This is a genomic window from Xanthobacter tagetidis (assembly GCF_003667445.1).
In the GTDB taxonomy this organism is placed as follows: domain Bacteria; phylum Pseudomonadota; class Alphaproteobacteria; order Rhizobiales; family Xanthobacteraceae; genus Xanthobacter; species Xanthobacter tagetidis.
This window is the reverse complement of the sequence record NZ_RCTF01000001.1, coordinates 74,882-90,387: the sequence shown is the minus strand read 5'-3', so window position 1 is coordinate 90,387 and position 15,506 is coordinate 74,882. Positions and strand designations below refer to the sequence as shown.

14 protein-coding genes, 1 tRNA gene and 1 riboswitch are annotated in these 15,506 nt (G+C 69.2%); of the genes, 6 read left to right on the top strand and 9 right to left on the bottom strand.

Features of this window, described 5'->3' with window-relative positions; genetic code table 11:
• Positions 1 to 28: 28 nt before the first annotated feature.
• Positions 29 to 251, bottom strand: a riboswitch (cobalamin riboswitch).
• Positions 252 to 326: 75 nt separating this feature from the next.
• A complete protein-coding gene (locus D9R14_RS00380) occupies positions 327 to 956 on the bottom strand; it encodes a (d)CMP kinase (protein ID WP_121621320.1) in 630 nt (209 codons plus the stop codon).
• Positions 953 to 2,329 carry a 3-phosphoshikimate 1-carboxyvinyltransferase gene (gene aroA, locus D9R14_RS00375; RefSeq protein WP_121621319.1) on the bottom strand — a complete coding sequence of 459 codons (1,377 nt, stop codon included), beginning with the start codon at positions 2,327 to 2,329 and terminating at the stop codon, positions 953 to 955. The genes D9R14_RS00380 and aroA overlap by 4 nt, the downstream gene beginning before the upstream one ends.
• Before the next feature lie 227 nt (positions 2,330 to 2,556).
• Between aroA and D9R14_RS00370 the strand changes: the two genes are divergently transcribed.
• The 4 genes from D9R14_RS00370 to D9R14_RS00355 all read left to right on the top strand — a co-directional run bounded on the left by D9R14_RS00370 (position 2,557) and on the right by D9R14_RS00355 (position 5,705).
• Positions 2,557 to 2,940, top strand: a complete 384-nt coding sequence (locus tag D9R14_RS00370) for a TIGR02300 family protein (protein WP_121621318.1) — start codon at positions 2,557 to 2,559, stop codon at positions 2,938 to 2,940.
• A 144-nt stretch (positions 2,941 to 3,084) separates the two neighbouring features.
• Positions 3,085 to 3,160, top strand: a tRNA-Ala gene (locus tag D9R14_RS00365).
• A 393-nt stretch (positions 3,161 to 3,553) separates the two neighbouring features.
• Entirely contained in the window at positions 3,554 to 5,281 is a 1,728-nt protein-coding gene (locus D9R14_RS00360) for an amidohydrolase (RefSeq protein ID WP_245420445.1), read from the top strand.
• A gap of 97 nt (positions 5,282 to 5,378) precedes the next feature.
• Positions 5,379 to 5,705: a hypothetical protein gene (locus D9R14_RS00355; protein ID WP_121621316.1), complete on the top strand. Its 327-nt coding sequence runs from the start codon at positions 5,379 to 5,381 to the stop codon at positions 5,703 to 5,705.
• A 22-nt stretch (positions 5,706 to 5,727) separates the two neighbouring features.
• Here D9R14_RS00355 and D9R14_RS00350 read toward each other — a convergent pair whose 3' ends face one another.
• From D9R14_RS00350 to D9R14_RS00330, 5 genes are all read right to left on the bottom strand, one after another.
• Positions 5,728 to 6,558 carry a transglutaminase-like domain-containing protein gene (locus D9R14_RS00350; protein WP_121621315.1) on the bottom strand — a complete coding sequence of 277 codons (831 nt, stop codon included), beginning with the start codon at positions 6,556 to 6,558 and terminating at the stop codon, positions 5,728 to 5,730.
• 124 nt (positions 6,559 to 6,682) lie between these two features.
• Positions 6,683 to 8,062 (bottom strand): Na+/H+ antiporter NhaA, encoded by a 1,380-nt coding sequence (gene nhaA, locus D9R14_RS00345; RefSeq protein WP_121621314.1) that lies wholly within the window; start codon positions 8,060 to 8,062, stop codon positions 6,683 to 6,685.
• A 253-nt stretch (positions 8,063 to 8,315) separates the two neighbouring features.
• On the bottom strand, positions 8,316 to 8,465 hold the full coding sequence (locus tag D9R14_RS00340; RefSeq protein WP_170168427.1) for a hypothetical protein: 150 nt from the start codon (positions 8,463 to 8,465) through the stop codon (positions 8,316 to 8,318).
• 265 nt (positions 8,466 to 8,730) lie between these two features.
• Complete coding sequence (locus D9R14_RS00335; RefSeq protein WP_121621313.1) at positions 8,731 to 8,940, bottom strand: cold-shock protein; 210 nt, start codon at positions 8,938 to 8,940, stop codon at positions 8,731 to 8,733.
• Positions 8,941 to 9,350: 410 nt separating this feature from the next.
• On the bottom strand, positions 9,351 to 9,554 hold the full coding sequence (locus D9R14_RS00330) for a hypothetical protein (RefSeq protein WP_121621312.1): 204 nt from the start codon (positions 9,552 to 9,554) through the stop codon (positions 9,351 to 9,353).
• 137 nt (positions 9,555 to 9,691) lie between these two features.
• Here D9R14_RS00330 and D9R14_RS00325 point away from each other — a divergent pair, with 137 nt between their 5' ends.
• Entirely contained in the window at positions 9,692 to 10,063 is a 372-nt protein-coding gene (locus D9R14_RS00325; protein WP_147452919.1) for a hypothetical protein, read from the top strand.
• 99 nt (positions 10,064 to 10,162) lie between these two features.
• Here D9R14_RS00325 and rpsU read toward each other — a convergent pair whose 3' ends face one another.
• Positions 10,163 to 10,441 carry a 30S ribosomal protein S21 gene (gene rpsU / locus D9R14_RS00320; RefSeq protein WP_121621310.1) on the bottom strand — a complete coding sequence of 93 codons (279 nt, stop codon included), beginning with the start codon at positions 10,439 to 10,441 and terminating at the stop codon, positions 10,163 to 10,165.
• 319 nt (positions 10,442 to 10,760) lie between these two features.
• On the opposite strand from rpsU, the gene D9R14_RS00315 reads away from it, so the two are divergent.
• On the top strand, positions 10,761 to 10,997 hold the full coding sequence (locus D9R14_RS00315; RefSeq protein ID WP_121621309.1) for a hypothetical protein: 237 nt from the start codon (positions 10,761 to 10,763) through the stop codon (positions 10,995 to 10,997).
• Positions 10,998 to 11,058: 61 nt separating this feature from the next.
• Here the strand turns inward: D9R14_RS00315 and D9R14_RS00310 are convergent, their stop codons facing one another.
• Positions 11,059 to 15,144: an autotransporter domain-containing protein gene (locus tag D9R14_RS00310; protein WP_170168426.1), complete on the bottom strand. Its 4,086-nt coding sequence runs from the start codon at positions 15,142 to 15,144 to the stop codon at positions 11,059 to 11,061.
• Positions 15,145 to 15,506: the final 362 nt, after the last annotated feature.

Sequence of the window (15,506 nt, the reverse complement as noted above, 5' to 3'; positions counted from 1 at the left end):
GGGACGCAGAACCGAGGCACCCCGCCCGGCGCGGACCTTGTCGAGGGCAGGTCTCCTGGCTCGCGGATCTCAGCGCTTCCGCCGCCTTCCCGGCCGCTTGCGCGCCCAGTGGCCGTTGACGAAAGCTCACCGCCTACAGTTGCGGGGGCAGCCGCGGCATCGGCACCTCTGCCTTTCGGCACGGCGCCCCACCGCATTCCCTATTGCGCCCGGCGCCTTCGCGTCCGGGACCCATCGACCCGGCCACTTAAGGGCCGGCCGGGGCGGCTTGTCAAATGGCGCCCTGGACCGCCCTTGGCCGGCGCCTGGCGCGCCTTTGGTCCGCTTCAGCCGCCCGGTGCCGTGCGCGCCATCACGATCGCCAGAGCGGCGGCGAAGGCCTCCTCGATGCCGAGGTTGCTGGTGTCGAGCGCCACTGCGTCGTCGGCCATCACCAATGGCGCGGCGGAACGCTGCGAATCGCGCTCGTCGCGCTTGCGGATGTCCGCCAGCACGTCGTCGAACGTCACGGCGGCGCCGCGCGCGCCGAGTTCCCGGAAGCGCCGCTGGGCCCGCACTTCCGGCGAGGCGGTCACGAACAGCTTCACGTCCGCCCGCGGACAGATGACGGTGCCGATGTCGCGCCCGTCCAGCACCGCGCCGCGCTCCTGCGCGGCGAAGCGATGCTGGAGGTCGAGCAGAGCGGCGCGCACGCCGGGCCGCGCCGCCACCACCGAGGCGGCCTCGCCCATGGCGGCGGAGCGCAGCGCCTCGGCATCGATGGTCGAAAGGTCGAGGGTGCGCGCCGCGGCTTCCGAGGCGCCGACGTCGTCGAGCCCGCCGAGGGCGAGGCAGCGCGCCGCCACCGCCCGGTAGAGCAGCCCGGTATCGAGATGCGGCAGGCCGTAATGCGTGGCGATGCGCCGCGCGAGCGTGCCCTTGCCGGAGGCGGCGGGCCCATCGATGGCGACGATCACGCGAGGATCTCCGCGCCGAGCCCGCGCATCATGGGCAGGAAGCTCGGGAAGGACGTGGCGATGAACGAGACGTCATCGACGCTCACGCCTTCCTTCGCGGCGAGGCCCATGACCAGGAAGGCCATGGCGATGCGATGATCCATGTGGGTCTTCACCGGCCCGCCGCCGCGCACGCCGCCGCCGGTGACAATCAGGTCGTCGCCCTCGATCCTGTGGGAAACCCCGCACGCGGCGAGACCGTCCGCCACCGCAGCGAGCCGGTCGCTTTCCTTCACGCGCAGCTCGGCGAGGCCGCGCATGATGGTCTCGCCCTCGGCGAAGGCGGCGGCGACCGCGAGCACGGGATATTCGTCGATCATGGACGGCGCCCGGTGGGCCGGGACTTCGACGCCCTTGAGCCGGGAATGCCGCACCCGGAGGTCGGCGACGCTCTCGCCGCCCTCGGAGCGCTCGGCGAGGGTCTCGATGTCGGCGCCCATCTCCTTCAGCGTGGCGATGAGGCCGGTGCGGAACGCGTTCATCATCACGTCGGTGAGGATCACCTCGGAGCCTGGAACCAGCAGCGCCGCCACCAGCGGGAAGGCGGCGGAGGAGGGATCGGCCGGCACTGCAACCGGCGCGCCCTTCAGCTTCGCCCCGCCCTCCAGCGTGACGCGCCGCCCGTGCGGGCCGTGCGGCTCGACGCTCACATGGGCGCCGAAATGGGCCAGCATCCGCTCGGTGTGGTCGCGGGTCGCCTCGCGCTCGATCACCACGGTGTTGCCCGGCGCGCCGATGCCGGCGAGCAGCACCGCCGACTTGACCTGCGCCGACGGAACCGGGGTCTCGTAGGTCAAAGCGGTGGGCGCGACGCTGCCCTTGAGCGTGAGCGGCAGGCGCCCGCCCTCGGCTTCCGCCACCACCGCGACGCCCATCTCCCGCAGCGGATCGAGCACCCGGCGCATGGGCCGGCGCCGCAGGCTCGCGTCGCCGTCGAACGTGGCGGTGACGGGCTGGCCGCCCACGGCGCCCATCATCAGGCGCACGCCGGTGCCGGAATTGCCGAAGTCCAGCACCGCATCCGGTTCGCTGAGCCCGCGCGAACCGACGCCGGTCACGCGCCAATGGCCCTCGCCGAGCCGCTCCACCTTGGCGCCGAGAGCGGCGCAGGCCTTGGCGGTGTTCAGCACGTCCTCGCCTTCCAGCAGGCCGGTGATCTCGGTCACGCCCTCGGCGAACAGGCCGAAGATGAGCGCGCGGTGCGAGACCGACTTGTCGCCGGGCACGCGGACCCGGCCGTTCAGCGGACCCGAAGCCAGCGCGGTCGCGGGAACCGAAGCGCCTTCGCCATGGGCGGCGGACGCGGGCGAAGCGGGGGACGAAGCGGTGGACATGGAAGGCCTCCCGTGGGGTCCGCCGGCCCGTTCAAGCAGGCCTGTTGGCGTCATGGCAACATCGGCCGCCCGTCTAACACAGGCCCCCGAGCGGCGTCACGCGCGGCCCGCGCGGCCCGCCGCCGCCGCCAGCCTTTGGGGCTTGTCCTGCGATTGGCCTTGACAGACCTTGTGGCAGGCGCCAATGGAGCACCCTCGTTTTTACAGCCATACCGAGGAACTTTGCCGTGGCGAAGCCTGAACTCGGCACCAAGCGCACCTGTCCGATCACGGGGCGCAAGTTTTACGACCTGAACAAGGACCCCATCGTGTCGCCGTTCACGGGGGAATCCTATCCGCGCTCCTATTTCGAGCCAGCCGTTCGCGGCGGCCGGGCCGAGCCGCGCGCGGCTGCGGAGGAGCCCGAGACCGAGGAGGCCGAGGCCGAGGTCATCAGCCTGGAGGAAGCCGACGAGGAGGCGTCCGCCGGTGCGGCCGCGGCCACCGGCGACGACGCGGACGAGGACATCGAGGCCGGTGACGACGACACCTTCCTTGAAGAAGACGAAGATGATGGGGACGACGTCTCCGATCTGATCGGTGAGGGCCTCGAGGACGACGAAGAGGCTTGATACCGGATGCGGCCTGTGCTTAAAGGCCGCTCTCGCTCGGGGCCGCAACGCCCCGGCAACCCCGCCTCGGGACATCCCGGCGCGATCTCGCCCCAAGGAAACGATCGTTTCCGCGAAGGCGCGGCGCGCAGCCCGAGGCCCGGTGGGGCCATAGCTCAGTTGGGAGAGCGCTTGAATGGCATTCAAGAGGTCGGCGGTTCGATTCCGCCTGGCTCCACCAAATCTCTAATCCAATTCCCGACATTGCGGCGGTAGCGATGCGCCGCGGGCGCTCGTCCGGCCCTTTGGGCGTTGCGGCGGGACCGAATCGCATGCAAGGCCGCCAAATCGGCCCCGGCTGAGCATCGACCCTTGCTGGGCGTTGAGCTGGCCTGCGCCGCCGCGGACCGCGGCGTTTGAGCAACGAAGTCATTCCTCCTTCGCCGAAATAAGGTACCCTAGTGGTAATCAGATGATTTGCGGGTCGTGGGCGGGTGCCGTCCCGCCACCTCACCGCCGTCGCAATCGGGAGGGCAGGCGCATGTGCGTTGCGTGTGAGTGGGCACCTCATTTCGAGGCGTTTGGCCGGGCCGCCGGCCTGAACCGCCGGTCGATTCTCGGTGCCGGAATGGCCATGACCGCCGCCGCCGTCGCTCCCGTCTTCCGCGCGACCGAGGTTCGGGCGCAGGATGCGCGATCGAGCGCCACCACCGGCGGACCGGCGGACTTCGTGTTCCGCAACGGCTCTGTCTACACCGTCTCCGGCGCCCAGCCCTGGGCCAAGGCCGTGGCGGTGCGCGGCAAGACCATCGTCCATGTGGGTGACGAGGCCGGCGCCATGGCGCTCGCCGGGCCGAAGACGCAGGTGGTCGACCTCAAGGGCCGCCTGCTCATGCCGGGCTTCGTCGAAGGGCACACCCATCCTTTGCTCGGCGCGTTCCTCACCTCCGGCATCGATCTCCAGCTGCCGACCCTGAAGGACGCGCTCGCCGCCATCGAGCAGTATGCGAAGGAGAACCCCACGGGACCGATTCGCGGCTTCGGCTGGCGCGTCGACATGTTCCCGCCGGAGGGGCCGACCCGCGCCGACCTCGACCGCATCCTGCCCGACCGACCCGCCTTCTTCTTCGCCATCGACGGCCACAGTTTGTGGGTGAATTCCAAGGCCCTTGAGATCGCCGGCGTCAGCCGCGACACGCCCGACCCCATCCCGCGCTTCAGCTATTATGCGCGCGACGCGAAGGGCGAGCCCACCGGCTACGTGCTGGAGGTGAATGCCGTTCTCGCCCTCGTGAACGCGGTGGAGCCGATCACCGCCGCCCACCTCGGCAAGCTGCTGGAGGGCTGGCTGCCCAAGGCCGCCGCCGCCGGCATCACCTCGATCTTCGACGCCGGCGTGCCGCCCATCGGTTCAGACCAGGGCGCCGTCATCAACCTCTACGTGGATGCGGAGAAGCGTGACGTCCTGCCGTTCCGGGTATCGGCGTCCTATTCGGTGAAGAGCCTGCCGATCGACGACGTGGTCGAGAAGCTCAAGGACGTCCGCAGCCGGGTGGCGAGCGAGCTGGTGCATGTGGACATCGTCAAGATCGTCGGCGACGGCTCGCAGGGCGGCTACACCGCCTGGCTGATCGAGCCCTATGCCGATTTGCCCAGCTCGACCGGCGCTTCGCCCTTCACCGAGGAACAGTGGCACCAGCTCATCGGCGCGGTGGATGCGGCGGGCTTCGACGTTCACGTTCACGCCTGCGGCGAGCGCACCGCGCGAGTTGCTCTCGACGCCATCGAGAAGGCGATCGCCACCAACCCCCGGCGCGACCGGCGCAACGCCATCGCCCATCTCGTCTATGTGGAGGACGTGGACAATCCACGCTTCGCCAAGCTGAACGTGACGGCGCAGTTCTCTGCCAACTGGTCGTCGTCCGATCCGGACACGATGATCAACATGGCGGCGCGCCTGGGCGAGCCGCGGGCCAGCCGGATGTACCGCACGAAGACCATCCTGCGGCAGGGCGGGCGCGTCTCGTTCGGCACCGACTGGCCGGCGGCGGGCTATTTCTCCACCTACAAGCCGCTCGATTCCATCGAGGTGGGCGTCACCCGCCAGCTCATCGGCAAGCCCGACGCCGCCGTGCTTGCGCCGGCCGACGAGCGGCTGACGGTCGCCGAGGCGATCCACGCCAACACGCTCGGCGCCGCCTACCAGATCCGCATGGACGACAAGGTGGGGTCGCTGGAGGTGGGCAAGCTCGCCGACCTGATCGTGCTCGACCGCAACATCCTGGAAGGCGACCCGCGCGATATCCACAAGGCGAAGGTCGAGCTGACCATGATGAACGGGAAGATCCGCCACCAGGCGTGACGAGCGCCGCCCGTCTCCGACCGCCATTGCCGAACCGACGTGTCCGCCCCCTACGGCGCGGACACCCTGACCATACGCTCATGAACTGGGGGGTTACATGAAACGCTTATTCGGATTGTTTGTGGTCCTCGCGGCGCTGGGGGGCTTTTCGGCCCAGGCCCAGCCGCTGCCGGAAATCTGCGCCAAGAAGAAGTCCTGCTTCATGACGTTCGACGGCCCGGACCGCGGCTTCTGCCAGGCCTATGTCGAGGGCAAGTCCTGCTTCATGGCGTTCAACGATGCGTCCGACCGCGGCTGGTGCCAGCATCTGCGCGAGGGCAAGTCGTGCATGATGGCGCTCGACGGCGACGCGCGCCGCGATTGCGAGGCGGGGCGCGTGCCGCGCGAGCACCGCCGCTGGATGCGGCTGTGCAGCACCTGGTAGCCGCCGCTCCTCGGGTGGGGGCCTATCCGACCCCAACCGCCCGGGTGGTCGGCTCGTCGTCGGCGACCGGATGGGCGGCCTCGATGCCCACCGACATGCCCTTCAACTCGGCCTCGCCATAGATGGTGGCGAAGGCCGCGTCCGAGGCGTCGCGCCCGACGCCGATCCGCACCAGGCCTTGCAGAGCGGCCTGCCGCGTGGCGTCGAACAGATACCAGTTGCCGTCGAGATAGGCCTCGAAGACGGCATGGAAATCGGGCGGCTCCAGCTTCCACGCATAGCCCGAGGCGAAGCGGGCCGGGATGTTGAGGGCGCGGCAGAAGGCGATGCCGAGATGGGCGAAGTCGCGGCACACCCCGGCGCGCAGCACCATCGTGTCGTAGGCCGAGGTTTGTGAGTCGCTGGAGCCGCGCACATAGTCCACGTGCTCGTAGATCCAGTTGCAGATTGCGGTGACGCGGGAATGGCCCGGCTCCAGCTCGCCGAACTCGCGGCGGGCGAACCGTCCGAGCAGATCGGACTGGCAGAACCGGCTGGGCAGGAGATAGGGCAGGATATCGAGCGGCAGGTCGCCCACCGGCACTTCGCGGATGTGCTCCGGCGCCTGGTCGAGCATGTTCACCTCGACCTCCGCCTCGTAGGCGACCGCGAAACGGCCCGGCTCGGCGAGGACGCGGAAGAAGCGGCTGCCGCCCTCGTCGTCCGAGAACCGGTCGATGGGGTTGGCCGGCTCCAGCGTGAGCTTCTCGGCGACGATGCGCTGGCGGGGCAGCGCCGCCGCCTCCAAATTCAGGATGAAGATGGTGGGCGCCTTCACCTCGTATTCGAGGTTCGAATTCATGGTGAAGCGCATGGTGTCCCCCGCCGGCCGCGTGTTGCGACCATAAGGACGCTCAAGCCCGCGCTTTGTTCCCGCGATGGCGCGCCATGGATTGCCGGCGCCCGGCCAAATTGGAAGCCGGGCGCCGGCGCGCCGCTCACGAGGCTCCCGGCCTCCGGGCCGGCACGCCTGCGGGCGCACGCCTCAGCATGGCCGTCCCCCAGGCGAGCCCGGCGGCGGCGGCGGTCGCCGATGCCAGCAGCACGCCGAGCTTCGCCGCGCCCAGCAGGACGGGATCGGCGAAGGCAAGCGTGCCGATGAAGATCGACATGGTGAAGCCGATGCCCGCGAGCAGTCCCGCGAGCAGCACGCCAGTCCACGACACGCCCGCCGGCAGGCTGCCGCCGCCGAAGCGCACCATCAGCCAGGTGGCGAGGACGACGCCGACCGGCTTGCCGACGACCAGCGCCAACAGCACGCCGGCGAGCACGTGCTGGGCGTCGGCGCGGCCGAGGTCCAGGCCATCCAGGCTCACGCCGGCATTGGCGAGGGCGAACAGCGGCATGACGATGTAGGCGACCCAAGGGTGCAGCGTCATCTGCACCCGCGTGACCGGCGCGACCAGTTCGCGCTGTGCGATTCGCAGTCGCTGCGCCGCGGCGAAGATGCGTTCGGCCGACACAGGGCTGCTGCTCGCGGCGCGCCTGATCGCGTCGACCGCCCCCTCCGCGATGCTCAGACTGCGCTCACGACCGGAAAACCCAAGCACCGGCGTCATCATGCCCAGCATCACGCCGGCGAGCGTGGGGTGGGCGCCTGCCTTCAGCAGTCCGACCCAGAGGATCGCACCCGGCACCACGTAGGCGAAGGCGCTGCCGATACCGGCGACCTGTAGTGCGAGGACCAGGACGATCCCGGCCGCCGCGATGCCGAGGCCCGCATAGTCCAGTCCGCCGGAATAGAACAGCGCGATGATGAGGATGGCGACGATGTCGTCGATGATGGCAAGCGCCAGCAGGAAGATCCGCAGATTGATCGGCACCGACTTGCCGAGCAGCGCCAGGATGCCGACCGCGAAGGCGATGTCGGTGGCGGTGGGTATGGCCCAGCCGTCGCGCTGTACCGGGGCGCCGTTGAGCGCGAGATAGATCAGCGCCGGTACAGCCACGCCGCCGAGAGCGGCGGCGATGGGAAGCATGGCCGAACGCGGATCGGCCAGCGCGCCCTCGTGGATCTCGCGCCGGATCTCCATCCCCACCACGAGGAAGAAGACGGTCATCAGTGCGTCGTTGATCCAGAAATGAAGCGACTTGGAAACGACGAACGGGCCGATGCCGAAGCTCAGCGGCGCATGCCAAAGATCATGGTAGCTCTGGGCGGCGGGCGAATTGGCCCACACCAGGGCGACCAGGGCGGCGGCAAGCAGCGCCATCCCGCTGACGGCCTCGATATGGAGAAATTTCTGGAGGGTGTGAAACGCGCGCTCGGAAACAAGGCGGGCGCGAAGGCGGGCACGGCTCAAGGGGCGAGCGTTCATGCGCAATGGTCCCTGCGCGGCGGCCCGACCAGCGCAAAAACCTGCCTTCACCGCACCACACGGCTAACAACACCCGCTGCCCTATTTAGGGCGTGCGGTCGCGGAAATCCAGGCCGCGCTGCCAAGTTGGTGCATCGCAGCCAAATGGGCACCGCGCCGCCAAGTGGTTACTGCCCGCCAGGGCAGCTCTCCGCTGCCAAGTCGGCTCTCCGCCGAGTCGGTGGCCTTCGCCGGCGCAGGCGCGCAGCCACGCTCAGGAGGCGCGGCGACGCTTGGGCTTGGGTGAGGCGGTTCCGGCCGGGGCCTGCGGCGCCGGATCGGCGGCGTCTCGGGCCTCGCGCTCCGCGCGAAGCCGGGAGGTCTTCGCGCGCTGGGCCTCGAAATCGTCGCGATAGCGATCCATCGCCCGCGACGTCGATTCCTCAAGCTGGCGCCGTCGGTCGGCGGTGGAGAGGTTTGACTGGTGAGGTGTCGTTGGTGTCATGCTCCATCCTACCACGAGTTTGCAGCTTTCGCGAATGTTGATTTCGCGATTACTTTCCGGCGGCAATGAATGACGCCGCCGGAAACAAAAAAGCTCCGCCCTTGCGGGGGCGGAGCCTTTCGTCGTCTTCGTCCCAATCCGCTGCCGCCGCCAGTACATCCGTGGTCGACGGTTCGCGAATAGGTCACGCAGCCTGAAGATTGCCAGCCGAGCTCTTGCCGGACTTGTTGTCGCGGACAATGTCGTACTGCAGCTTCTGGCCCTCGGCGAGGCCGGCCATGCCAGCGCGCTCGACCGCGGAGATGTGGACGAACACGTCGGCTCCGCCGTTGTCAGGCTGAATGAAGCCGAAGCCCTTGGTGGCGTTGAACCACTTCACGGTACCGATATTCATGACGATTTCCTTTCAATCGCGCATGGGTGCTCAACCCGATAAATCGGGTGAAGCGTAGGTTAGATATTGAAGGAGTTTATCGTCGGCGGAACTCTGGAGGCCAAAGACATGGACCAGAGATTTATGCGCCAGAAAATCAGCCGTCAAAATCAGACTTTGGGAAGATAGAAGACAATTGTGTTCACGGCAAGGCCGTTTTTTCTGAGCGTTTTTCGGGGGGCAGTCCGGCTCTTTTCCCGCGGGGACGAGCCCAGCTGGATTCTCTCCATTCGCGGTCCGGCGAGCGGGACGCGGGCACGGCCGATGTCGCCGCGGGGCTTAGGCCTTGCGGGGCTTAGGCTTCAGGGTGGGGGCGCGCGCAGCAGATGGGCTCCATCCGCCCGGATCGAGCCGCCCGCCGCGTCGAGCCGCTAGCCGGCGGCGGATTCGGCGCCGAGCGACCGCAGTTCGGATTCCCGCGCCACGCGCTCAAAGGTCTCGCGCTCGCCCTTGACCCTGTAGCTGGGTTCGCCGCGATCCGCCGGAAGCGCCCGCAGGATGCGAAACCGCCCGGCGGGGGCGCGAAATCCTGCGACAAACTCGACCCAACCATCGATTTCAAATTTCGTGCTCATGGAATTTTATTACCACACATCTTGCCGGCGATCGACAAGTTTTATGCTGCACCGCTTTTTCCTCGGCCGTCCATTCCGAACAGCTGAGATTATGCTAACCTGCCCAGAGCTTCTCTCCGGAAGCCGGAGGGATGGCGATGAAGACCTTGAGCCTTTTGGTGTGCCTGATCTGCGGCGGCGCGTCCGCGTCCTTCGCCCGCGCCGCCGAGATGACCCTCGACTATACTTGGCTTGGGACAGTTCTGTGCGCGCCTTTGCCCAAGAGCCCGGAATTCCAGGTCGGCAACGTGCCGGCCGGCACCACCCAGCTGCGCTTCGTTCTGCTGAGCCCGAGCGGGCGTGATCTCGGTGGGGCGGCGCTGCCGCTGCCCGCCAACGGAACCGTTCCGACCGGCGCGGTCGCCTTCCGCCCGCCCTGCCTCGGCGGCATGTATACGTGGGCGGTGGAGGCTGTGGACGTGAATGGCAAGACGCTGGCCAACGCGAAGCTCACGCGCCCCTTCTATTGAAGCTCACGCGCCCCTTCTACTGACGCGCCCCTTCCGTTGACGGGCTCGTGGTGAAGGGCAGGCCGGACCGGGACGCGCGCCCGCGGTCCGGCCGGAAGGTCAGCGGGCGGCGGTTCCGGCGGTGCCGGTCGTGCCGCTCGTCGCGGGGCGCTTCATGCGCCGCTTCGGCGCCGCGATCAGGCCCTCCCACTGGGCCTTCTTGCGCGCCGCCTTGCGATGACGCCGCACGGCCTCGTCGTGCTCGCGCACGCGCCGCTCGGAGGGCTTCTCAAAGGCGCGGCGCGCCTTCATCTCGCGGAAGATGCCTTCACGCTGCATGCGCTTCTTGAGGACCTTCAGGGCTTGGTCGATATTGTTGTCTCTGACGAGAACCTGCAAAAGATTTCCAATCCGAAGTCGTCACGAATCCCCGGCCACCGATTGGCCGCTCGCTCGCAAGGGCCGACGCAGCGCCGGCCACGCGCATAATAGGGGGTATGGCCGCGCAAAGCGAACCCGCCCTGCGAACCCGCGCCTCCAAGGCCGCCTGCCTCCCTGTGCCGCCGCATCCCGCTCGGGCTCCCGTCGCCCGGCGAGAGGTATCCAGCCGCGCATGCACCCGCCCCACGAAATGGCCACGTCTCCCTCAAAATGGGGACGTCATCGGCCGGTAGGTGGGGGAAGAACGGGGCGAGCCACCAGCTTGGAGGATAGACCGATGCAGATCCACGACCTCTCGCCGCTCCAGGTGACGCGCGACGGCACCGTCATCGTTCTGCGGAGCATGGCCGAGGCGGCGGACTTCCTGCGCTCGCTGCCGATGGCGCGCCATGCCGGCATGCTGATCGAGGTGATGGAGGCGGCCGACGCGCCCGAACTGAAGCGGCGCGCCTGGCAGGCGTTCGCCACCTTCGCGACCGCCATGCGCATTCCCGTCCGCCCGGCCGTTGTCTGACGGCGCGCGGCCCCGCCTGCGCCGGTCTGCGCAGGCGAGGCCGTCCGCGGTGGTCCCTGCCTCAGAAGCGCATTGAAAAGCGGCCGGTGACGGCGTTCTGGGCCGCGCCGGAGGCGATCTGGCCGCTATAGTCCACCGACAGGCTCGCCGCCCCGGAGAGGGCGTAGGCGAGGCCGGCGCCCAGCATCAGCGTATCCTCGGCGATCGGCGCGCCCGCCACCTGGAACGGCAGCGTCCCGCCGGCAAACAGCATGGCGGCGGTGGGCGTCGTGTCGCCGAAGGCATGCTGCCAGCCCACCGTGACGCTCGGCACCAGCATCCGGCCCACCACCTCCCAGGACGTCGCCGCCCGCACGCCGAGCGTGGTGTAGAAGGTGTCCATGCCCGCGATCTCGGCGCGCAGCGCCGCCGACCCGCCGCTCTCCCGCAGGGTCGCGCCCGACAAACCGAGATAGGCAAGGCCGGCGAACGGCTCCACGTCGGTTGCGCCCAAGGTCAGGCGCCAGGCGAGCTCGCCGAAGGCCTGGAAGCTCCCGGTGGTGGCGCCGCCGTGCAGCGCCTGCGCGAAGCCGGGGAACGCGACGGTGCGGTCGACCGAAACGTCGTGCCAGGAATAGGCCAGCGCGCCCCGCGCGGCGAGGGCGCCGAAGCGGGCGCCGGCATAGAGGCCGAGGTCGTAATTGTCGATGGTGCCGGAGGAGGCGCGATCGTCCACATCGAAGGTCGAGCGGCCATAGCCGCCGAACACGCCGGCCCGGGCCTGGTCGGACACCGCCACGTCCGCGCCCATGAGGAAGCCGCCGATGGTGTTGGAGACGGCGGCGGCATTGCCATCCGCGAACGTGTTGCCCCAGCCGCCATAGCCCTGCATCCACAGCGTCGGCGCGAGGTCCGGCGCGAGGCGCGCCTCGGCGGGCGCCTTGCTGTAGGCGAGCGGCGTCGGCGCTGGGCCGATCACGGCCTGCGTGAGGCGGGCGAGCACCGCCTCACGCACATAAACCGACTGCTGCTGGATCACCGTGTTGGCGGAGGCATAGGCCTCGCCCGAGAGGGCGGCGAAGGCCAACGCCACGTCCGGCCCGGCGGGCAATTGGATCAGGCCGTCATAGACCGGGTGGCCCGGCCCGAGCGCCTGGGCGGCCCGCGCGGTCGCGGCGGTGTTGGCGGTGGGCGCGAAGGTGGTGAAGGCGGTGCCGTTATAGGTCAGCGTCAGATAGACGTTCTGCGCGTCATAGCTGAGGCCGGGGTCAAGGAAGGCGTAGTTGGCGCTCACCCCGCCGTCCATGCCGCCGAACTGCCCGCTCACCTGGTCAGTGGTGGTGAGGATGGTGTAGGCGGTGCCGGGCTTGAAGGCGCCGGGCACGGCCTCCACCACCACCCGCGCCTCGCTGGAGAGGGTGACGGCGCCGCTGGCGGAGATGATGTCGTGCTGCCCGTCCGGCGTGACGTCCACGCGGTAGGTCGCGCCGGCCTCGAACGTCACCGGGCCGTTCACGACGAGCGTGCCCGGCGAAAAGCCGGGCGCCACGGTGCCGCCGCTGCCGACCGTGAGCGCGCCGATGCTGCCGCCGCCGGCCATGAGGCCGCCGTCCGCCACGACGAAGCCGGCCGAGGCCAGGGCCGCGTTCTGGAGCAGCACGCTGGCGTCTTCCATCGTGACCGTGCCGCTATATGTGCCGGTCGAGGACAGGAGCGCGGTGCCGCCGCCGCGGAACGCGGTGGTGCCCGTGCCCGAGAGGGCGCTGGCGACGGCAAAGGTGTTCGAGCGGTCGAAGACGAGGGCGGCATCGTTCTGGATCGCGCCGGCGAGCGCGCCGGTGGTGCCGCCGTCGCCGATCTGGAGCGTGCCCGCCGAGATGGTGGTGAGGCCGGAGAAGGTGTTCGCGCCGGTGAGCACGAGGGTGCCCGTCCCCTGCTTCGTCAGGCCGCCGTCGCCGGCGACGATGCCGGCGAAGGTGGCGTTGGCGTTCTGCGTCACGGTGAGCGTCTTGGAGCCGAGCGTCACGGCGCCGGTGGCGGCGCCGGAGAGGGTCTTGATCGACGCTCCGGCGTCGGTGGCGGAGATGTCGAGCGTGCCGTCCACCGTCACCGCGCTGGACGAGGCGATGGCGCCCGCGCCCGACAGAGCGAGCGTGCCGGCCGTGATGGAGGTGGCGCCGCCGAAGGTGTTCACGCCGGTGAGGGTGAGCGTGCCCGCGCCTGTCTTGCCGAGCGTGCCGGTGCCGGAGATGACGCCGCCGAAGCTCGCGGCGTTCGACCGGTTGAACACCAAGGCGGCATTGTTCTCGATGTCGCCGACGATCGATCCCGTGGTGCCGCCATCGCCGATCTGCAGCGTGCCGGCGGAGATGGTGGTGCCGCCGCCGAAGGTGCTCGCGCCGGTGAGGGTGAGCGTCGCCGATCCCTGCTTCACCAGGCGGCCGAGGTCGCCGGTGTCGGAGATGACGCCGGCGAACGTGCCGTCCGCATCCTGCGCCACGGTGAGCGGCTTCACCCACAGGAAGATCGAGCCGGTGGACGCGCCGGACAAGGTGTGGATCGTGGTTCCGGAGTTGGTGGCCGTAATGTCGAACGCGCCGTCCACCGTCACCGAGCGCGAGGCGGCGATGGAGCCGTCGGCCATCAGGGAGAGCTTGCCGGTTTCGATGGTGGTGTCGCCGGTATAGGTGTTCACGCCCTGGAGCGAGAGCCAGTCGTCGCCCTGCTTGATGAGCCCGCCGGTGCCGGAAATGATGCCGCCGAAATTGCCGTACGCGTCCTGCACCACCGTCAGGTTCTTCCCGCCCAGCACGACCGAGCCGAAGATCGAGCCCGAGAGCGAGTGGATGGTGGCGCCGGAGGTGGTGTCCGAGATGTCCAGCGTGCCGGAGACCGAGACCCTGCTCGACGAAGCGATCGAGCCGGCGCCCGACAGCGCGAGCGTTCCGGTATCGATGATGGTGTCGCCGGAATAGGTGTTGATGCCGGAGAGGCTGAGCTTTTCGCTGCCGAGCTTGTACAGCCCGCCGGTGCCGGAGATCACGCCGGCAAAGGTGCCGGCGGCATTCTGCGTGACCGTCAGGGTGTTGGCGCCGAGCTTGATGGCGCCGGTCGCGGCGCCCGACAGGGATTTGATGGAGACGCCGGCGCTCTTGGCGGAGATGTCGAACGTGCCGTCCGCCGTCAGCGCGCTGGAGGCGGCGATGGCGCCGGCGCCGGTCAAGGCGAGCGTGCCCGCCTCGATCACCGTCGCGCCGGCATAGGTGGTGGCGCCCGACAGCGTCAGCGTGCCCGCGCCCTGCTTGGTGAGGCCGCCCACCCCCTGCAGCGCCTGGGTGATGCCGACGCTGTTCCCGTTCGTGTCGATGAAGGCGCCGCCGGCCTTGATGTCGATCTCGCTGGCGGTGAAGTCGAGAAGGAAATAGGCATTGTCGGCGGTCGCGCGCAGCACGCCGCCATCGAAATTGATCTTCGCCGTGCCGTTGCCGGCGCCCAGACCTTCGACAGCGAGGACGCCGCGGGCGCCTGGGGTGCCGGAGAGATTGAGCGTGCCGTTGCCGGAAGCCTCGGCTCCGAGGCCGACCACGGTGGCGGTCACCGTGGCGCCGTCGGCGATGGTGAGCTTGCCGGTGCCATTCAGTCCGACGGCGATGAGGTTCTCGACTTCCCAGCGCGAGTCTGCGCCGGTCACAGTCACGGTGCCTTTCGCGCCGGCTTCGGCGCCGACAATGGTATAGCCGCTGGTGACCGTGCCGCCGTCCTCGATGGTCAGCGTGCCCTTGCTGGTGTCGTTGAAGCCGATGATGAAAAAGTTGCCGTTGCCGATTTCCCAGGATGAGCCCGTCCCGGTGACGGTCGCGGTCCCGACCGAGCCTGCGGACAGCCCGATGCCGGCGCCATCGCTCTTGGCCTTGCCGCCATCCTCGATGGTCAGCGTGCCTGTGCCGCTACCTCCCACGCCGAGGGTAGATGCGGACAGGTCCAGCAGCGAGCCGTCGCCGTTGATCTTGACCGTGCCGTTCGCGCCGGCCTGGCTGCCGATGCGGACGGTGCCGCTGGTGACCGTCCCGCCGTCCACGACGTTCAGCGTGCCGCTGCCGGTATCGCCGACGGTCAATTGGCCGCCGACGGTCCATGGAGAGGGAACGGCGAGGCTTGGCACGGTCACGACGTCGCCGTTGTCGATGACGACGTCGGCGGCTCGGGCTGCTGGCGCACCGGGCAGAAGCAAAGCGGCGCCGGCGACCGAGGCCAGCAGTCGCGTATGGGCAGCACGGCACGCATGCGCGCGCGGCGAGTCGCGCGCCGCATCCGGCTTGGGCCATGCCAGGCCCGCACGATCACCCGCCTCCGGCCCAGACCGCAGTTCCATCGCCCCCTCGCATGGCGCCCGCAGGTGATTCGCCCACCCATCCAGCCGAGCCGGGAAAATCTACGGATAAAGCCGGCCTGCGGCATCTCCTCTAATTAGAGGGTAGCATTCTCGGGGCGTCACGCTCAATGCGCGAATCTGATGCTTCGCCTTGTCTG

Excerpts from the sequence above, each read along its gene's own strand:
- aroA (WP_121621319.1), bottom strand. The coding sequence starts at position 2,329 with ATGTCCACCGCTTCGTCCCCCGCTTCGCCCGCGTCCGCCGCCCATGGC.
- D9R14_RS00360 (WP_245420445.1), top strand. The coding sequence starts at position 3,554 with ATGACCGCCGCCGCCGTCGCTCCCGTCTTCCGCGCGACCGAGGTTCGG.
- D9R14_RS00355 (WP_121621316.1), top strand. The coding sequence starts at position 5,379 with ATGAAACGCTTATTCGGATTGTTTGTGGTCCTCGCGGCGCTGGGGGGC.
- D9R14_RS00350 (WP_121621315.1), bottom strand. The coding sequence starts at position 6,558 with ATGCGCTTCACCATGAATTCGAACCTCGAATACGAGGTGAAGGCGCCC.
- nhaA (WP_121621314.1), bottom strand. The coding sequence starts at position 8,062 with ATGAACGCTCGCCCCTTGAGCCGTGCCCGCCTTCGCGCCCGCCTTGTT.
- D9R14_RS00340 (WP_170168427.1), bottom strand. The coding sequence starts at position 8,465 with ATGGATCGCTATCGCGACGATTTCGAGGCCCAGCGCGCGAAGACCTCC.
- D9R14_RS00335 (WP_121621313.1), bottom strand. The coding sequence starts at position 8,940 with ATGAATATCGGTACCGTGAAGTGGTTCAACGCCACCAAGGGCTTCGGC.
- D9R14_RS00330 (WP_121621312.1), bottom strand. The coding sequence starts at position 9,554 with ATGAGCACGAAATTTGAAATCGATGGTTGGGTCGAGTTTGTCGCAGGA.
- D9R14_RS00325 (WP_147452919.1), top strand. The coding sequence starts at position 9,692 with ATGAAGACCTTGAGCCTTTTGGTGTGCCTGATCTGCGGCGGCGCGTCC.
- D9R14_RS00315 (WP_121621309.1), top strand. The coding sequence starts at position 10,761 with ATGCAGATCCACGACCTCTCGCCGCTCCAGGTGACGCGCGACGGCACC.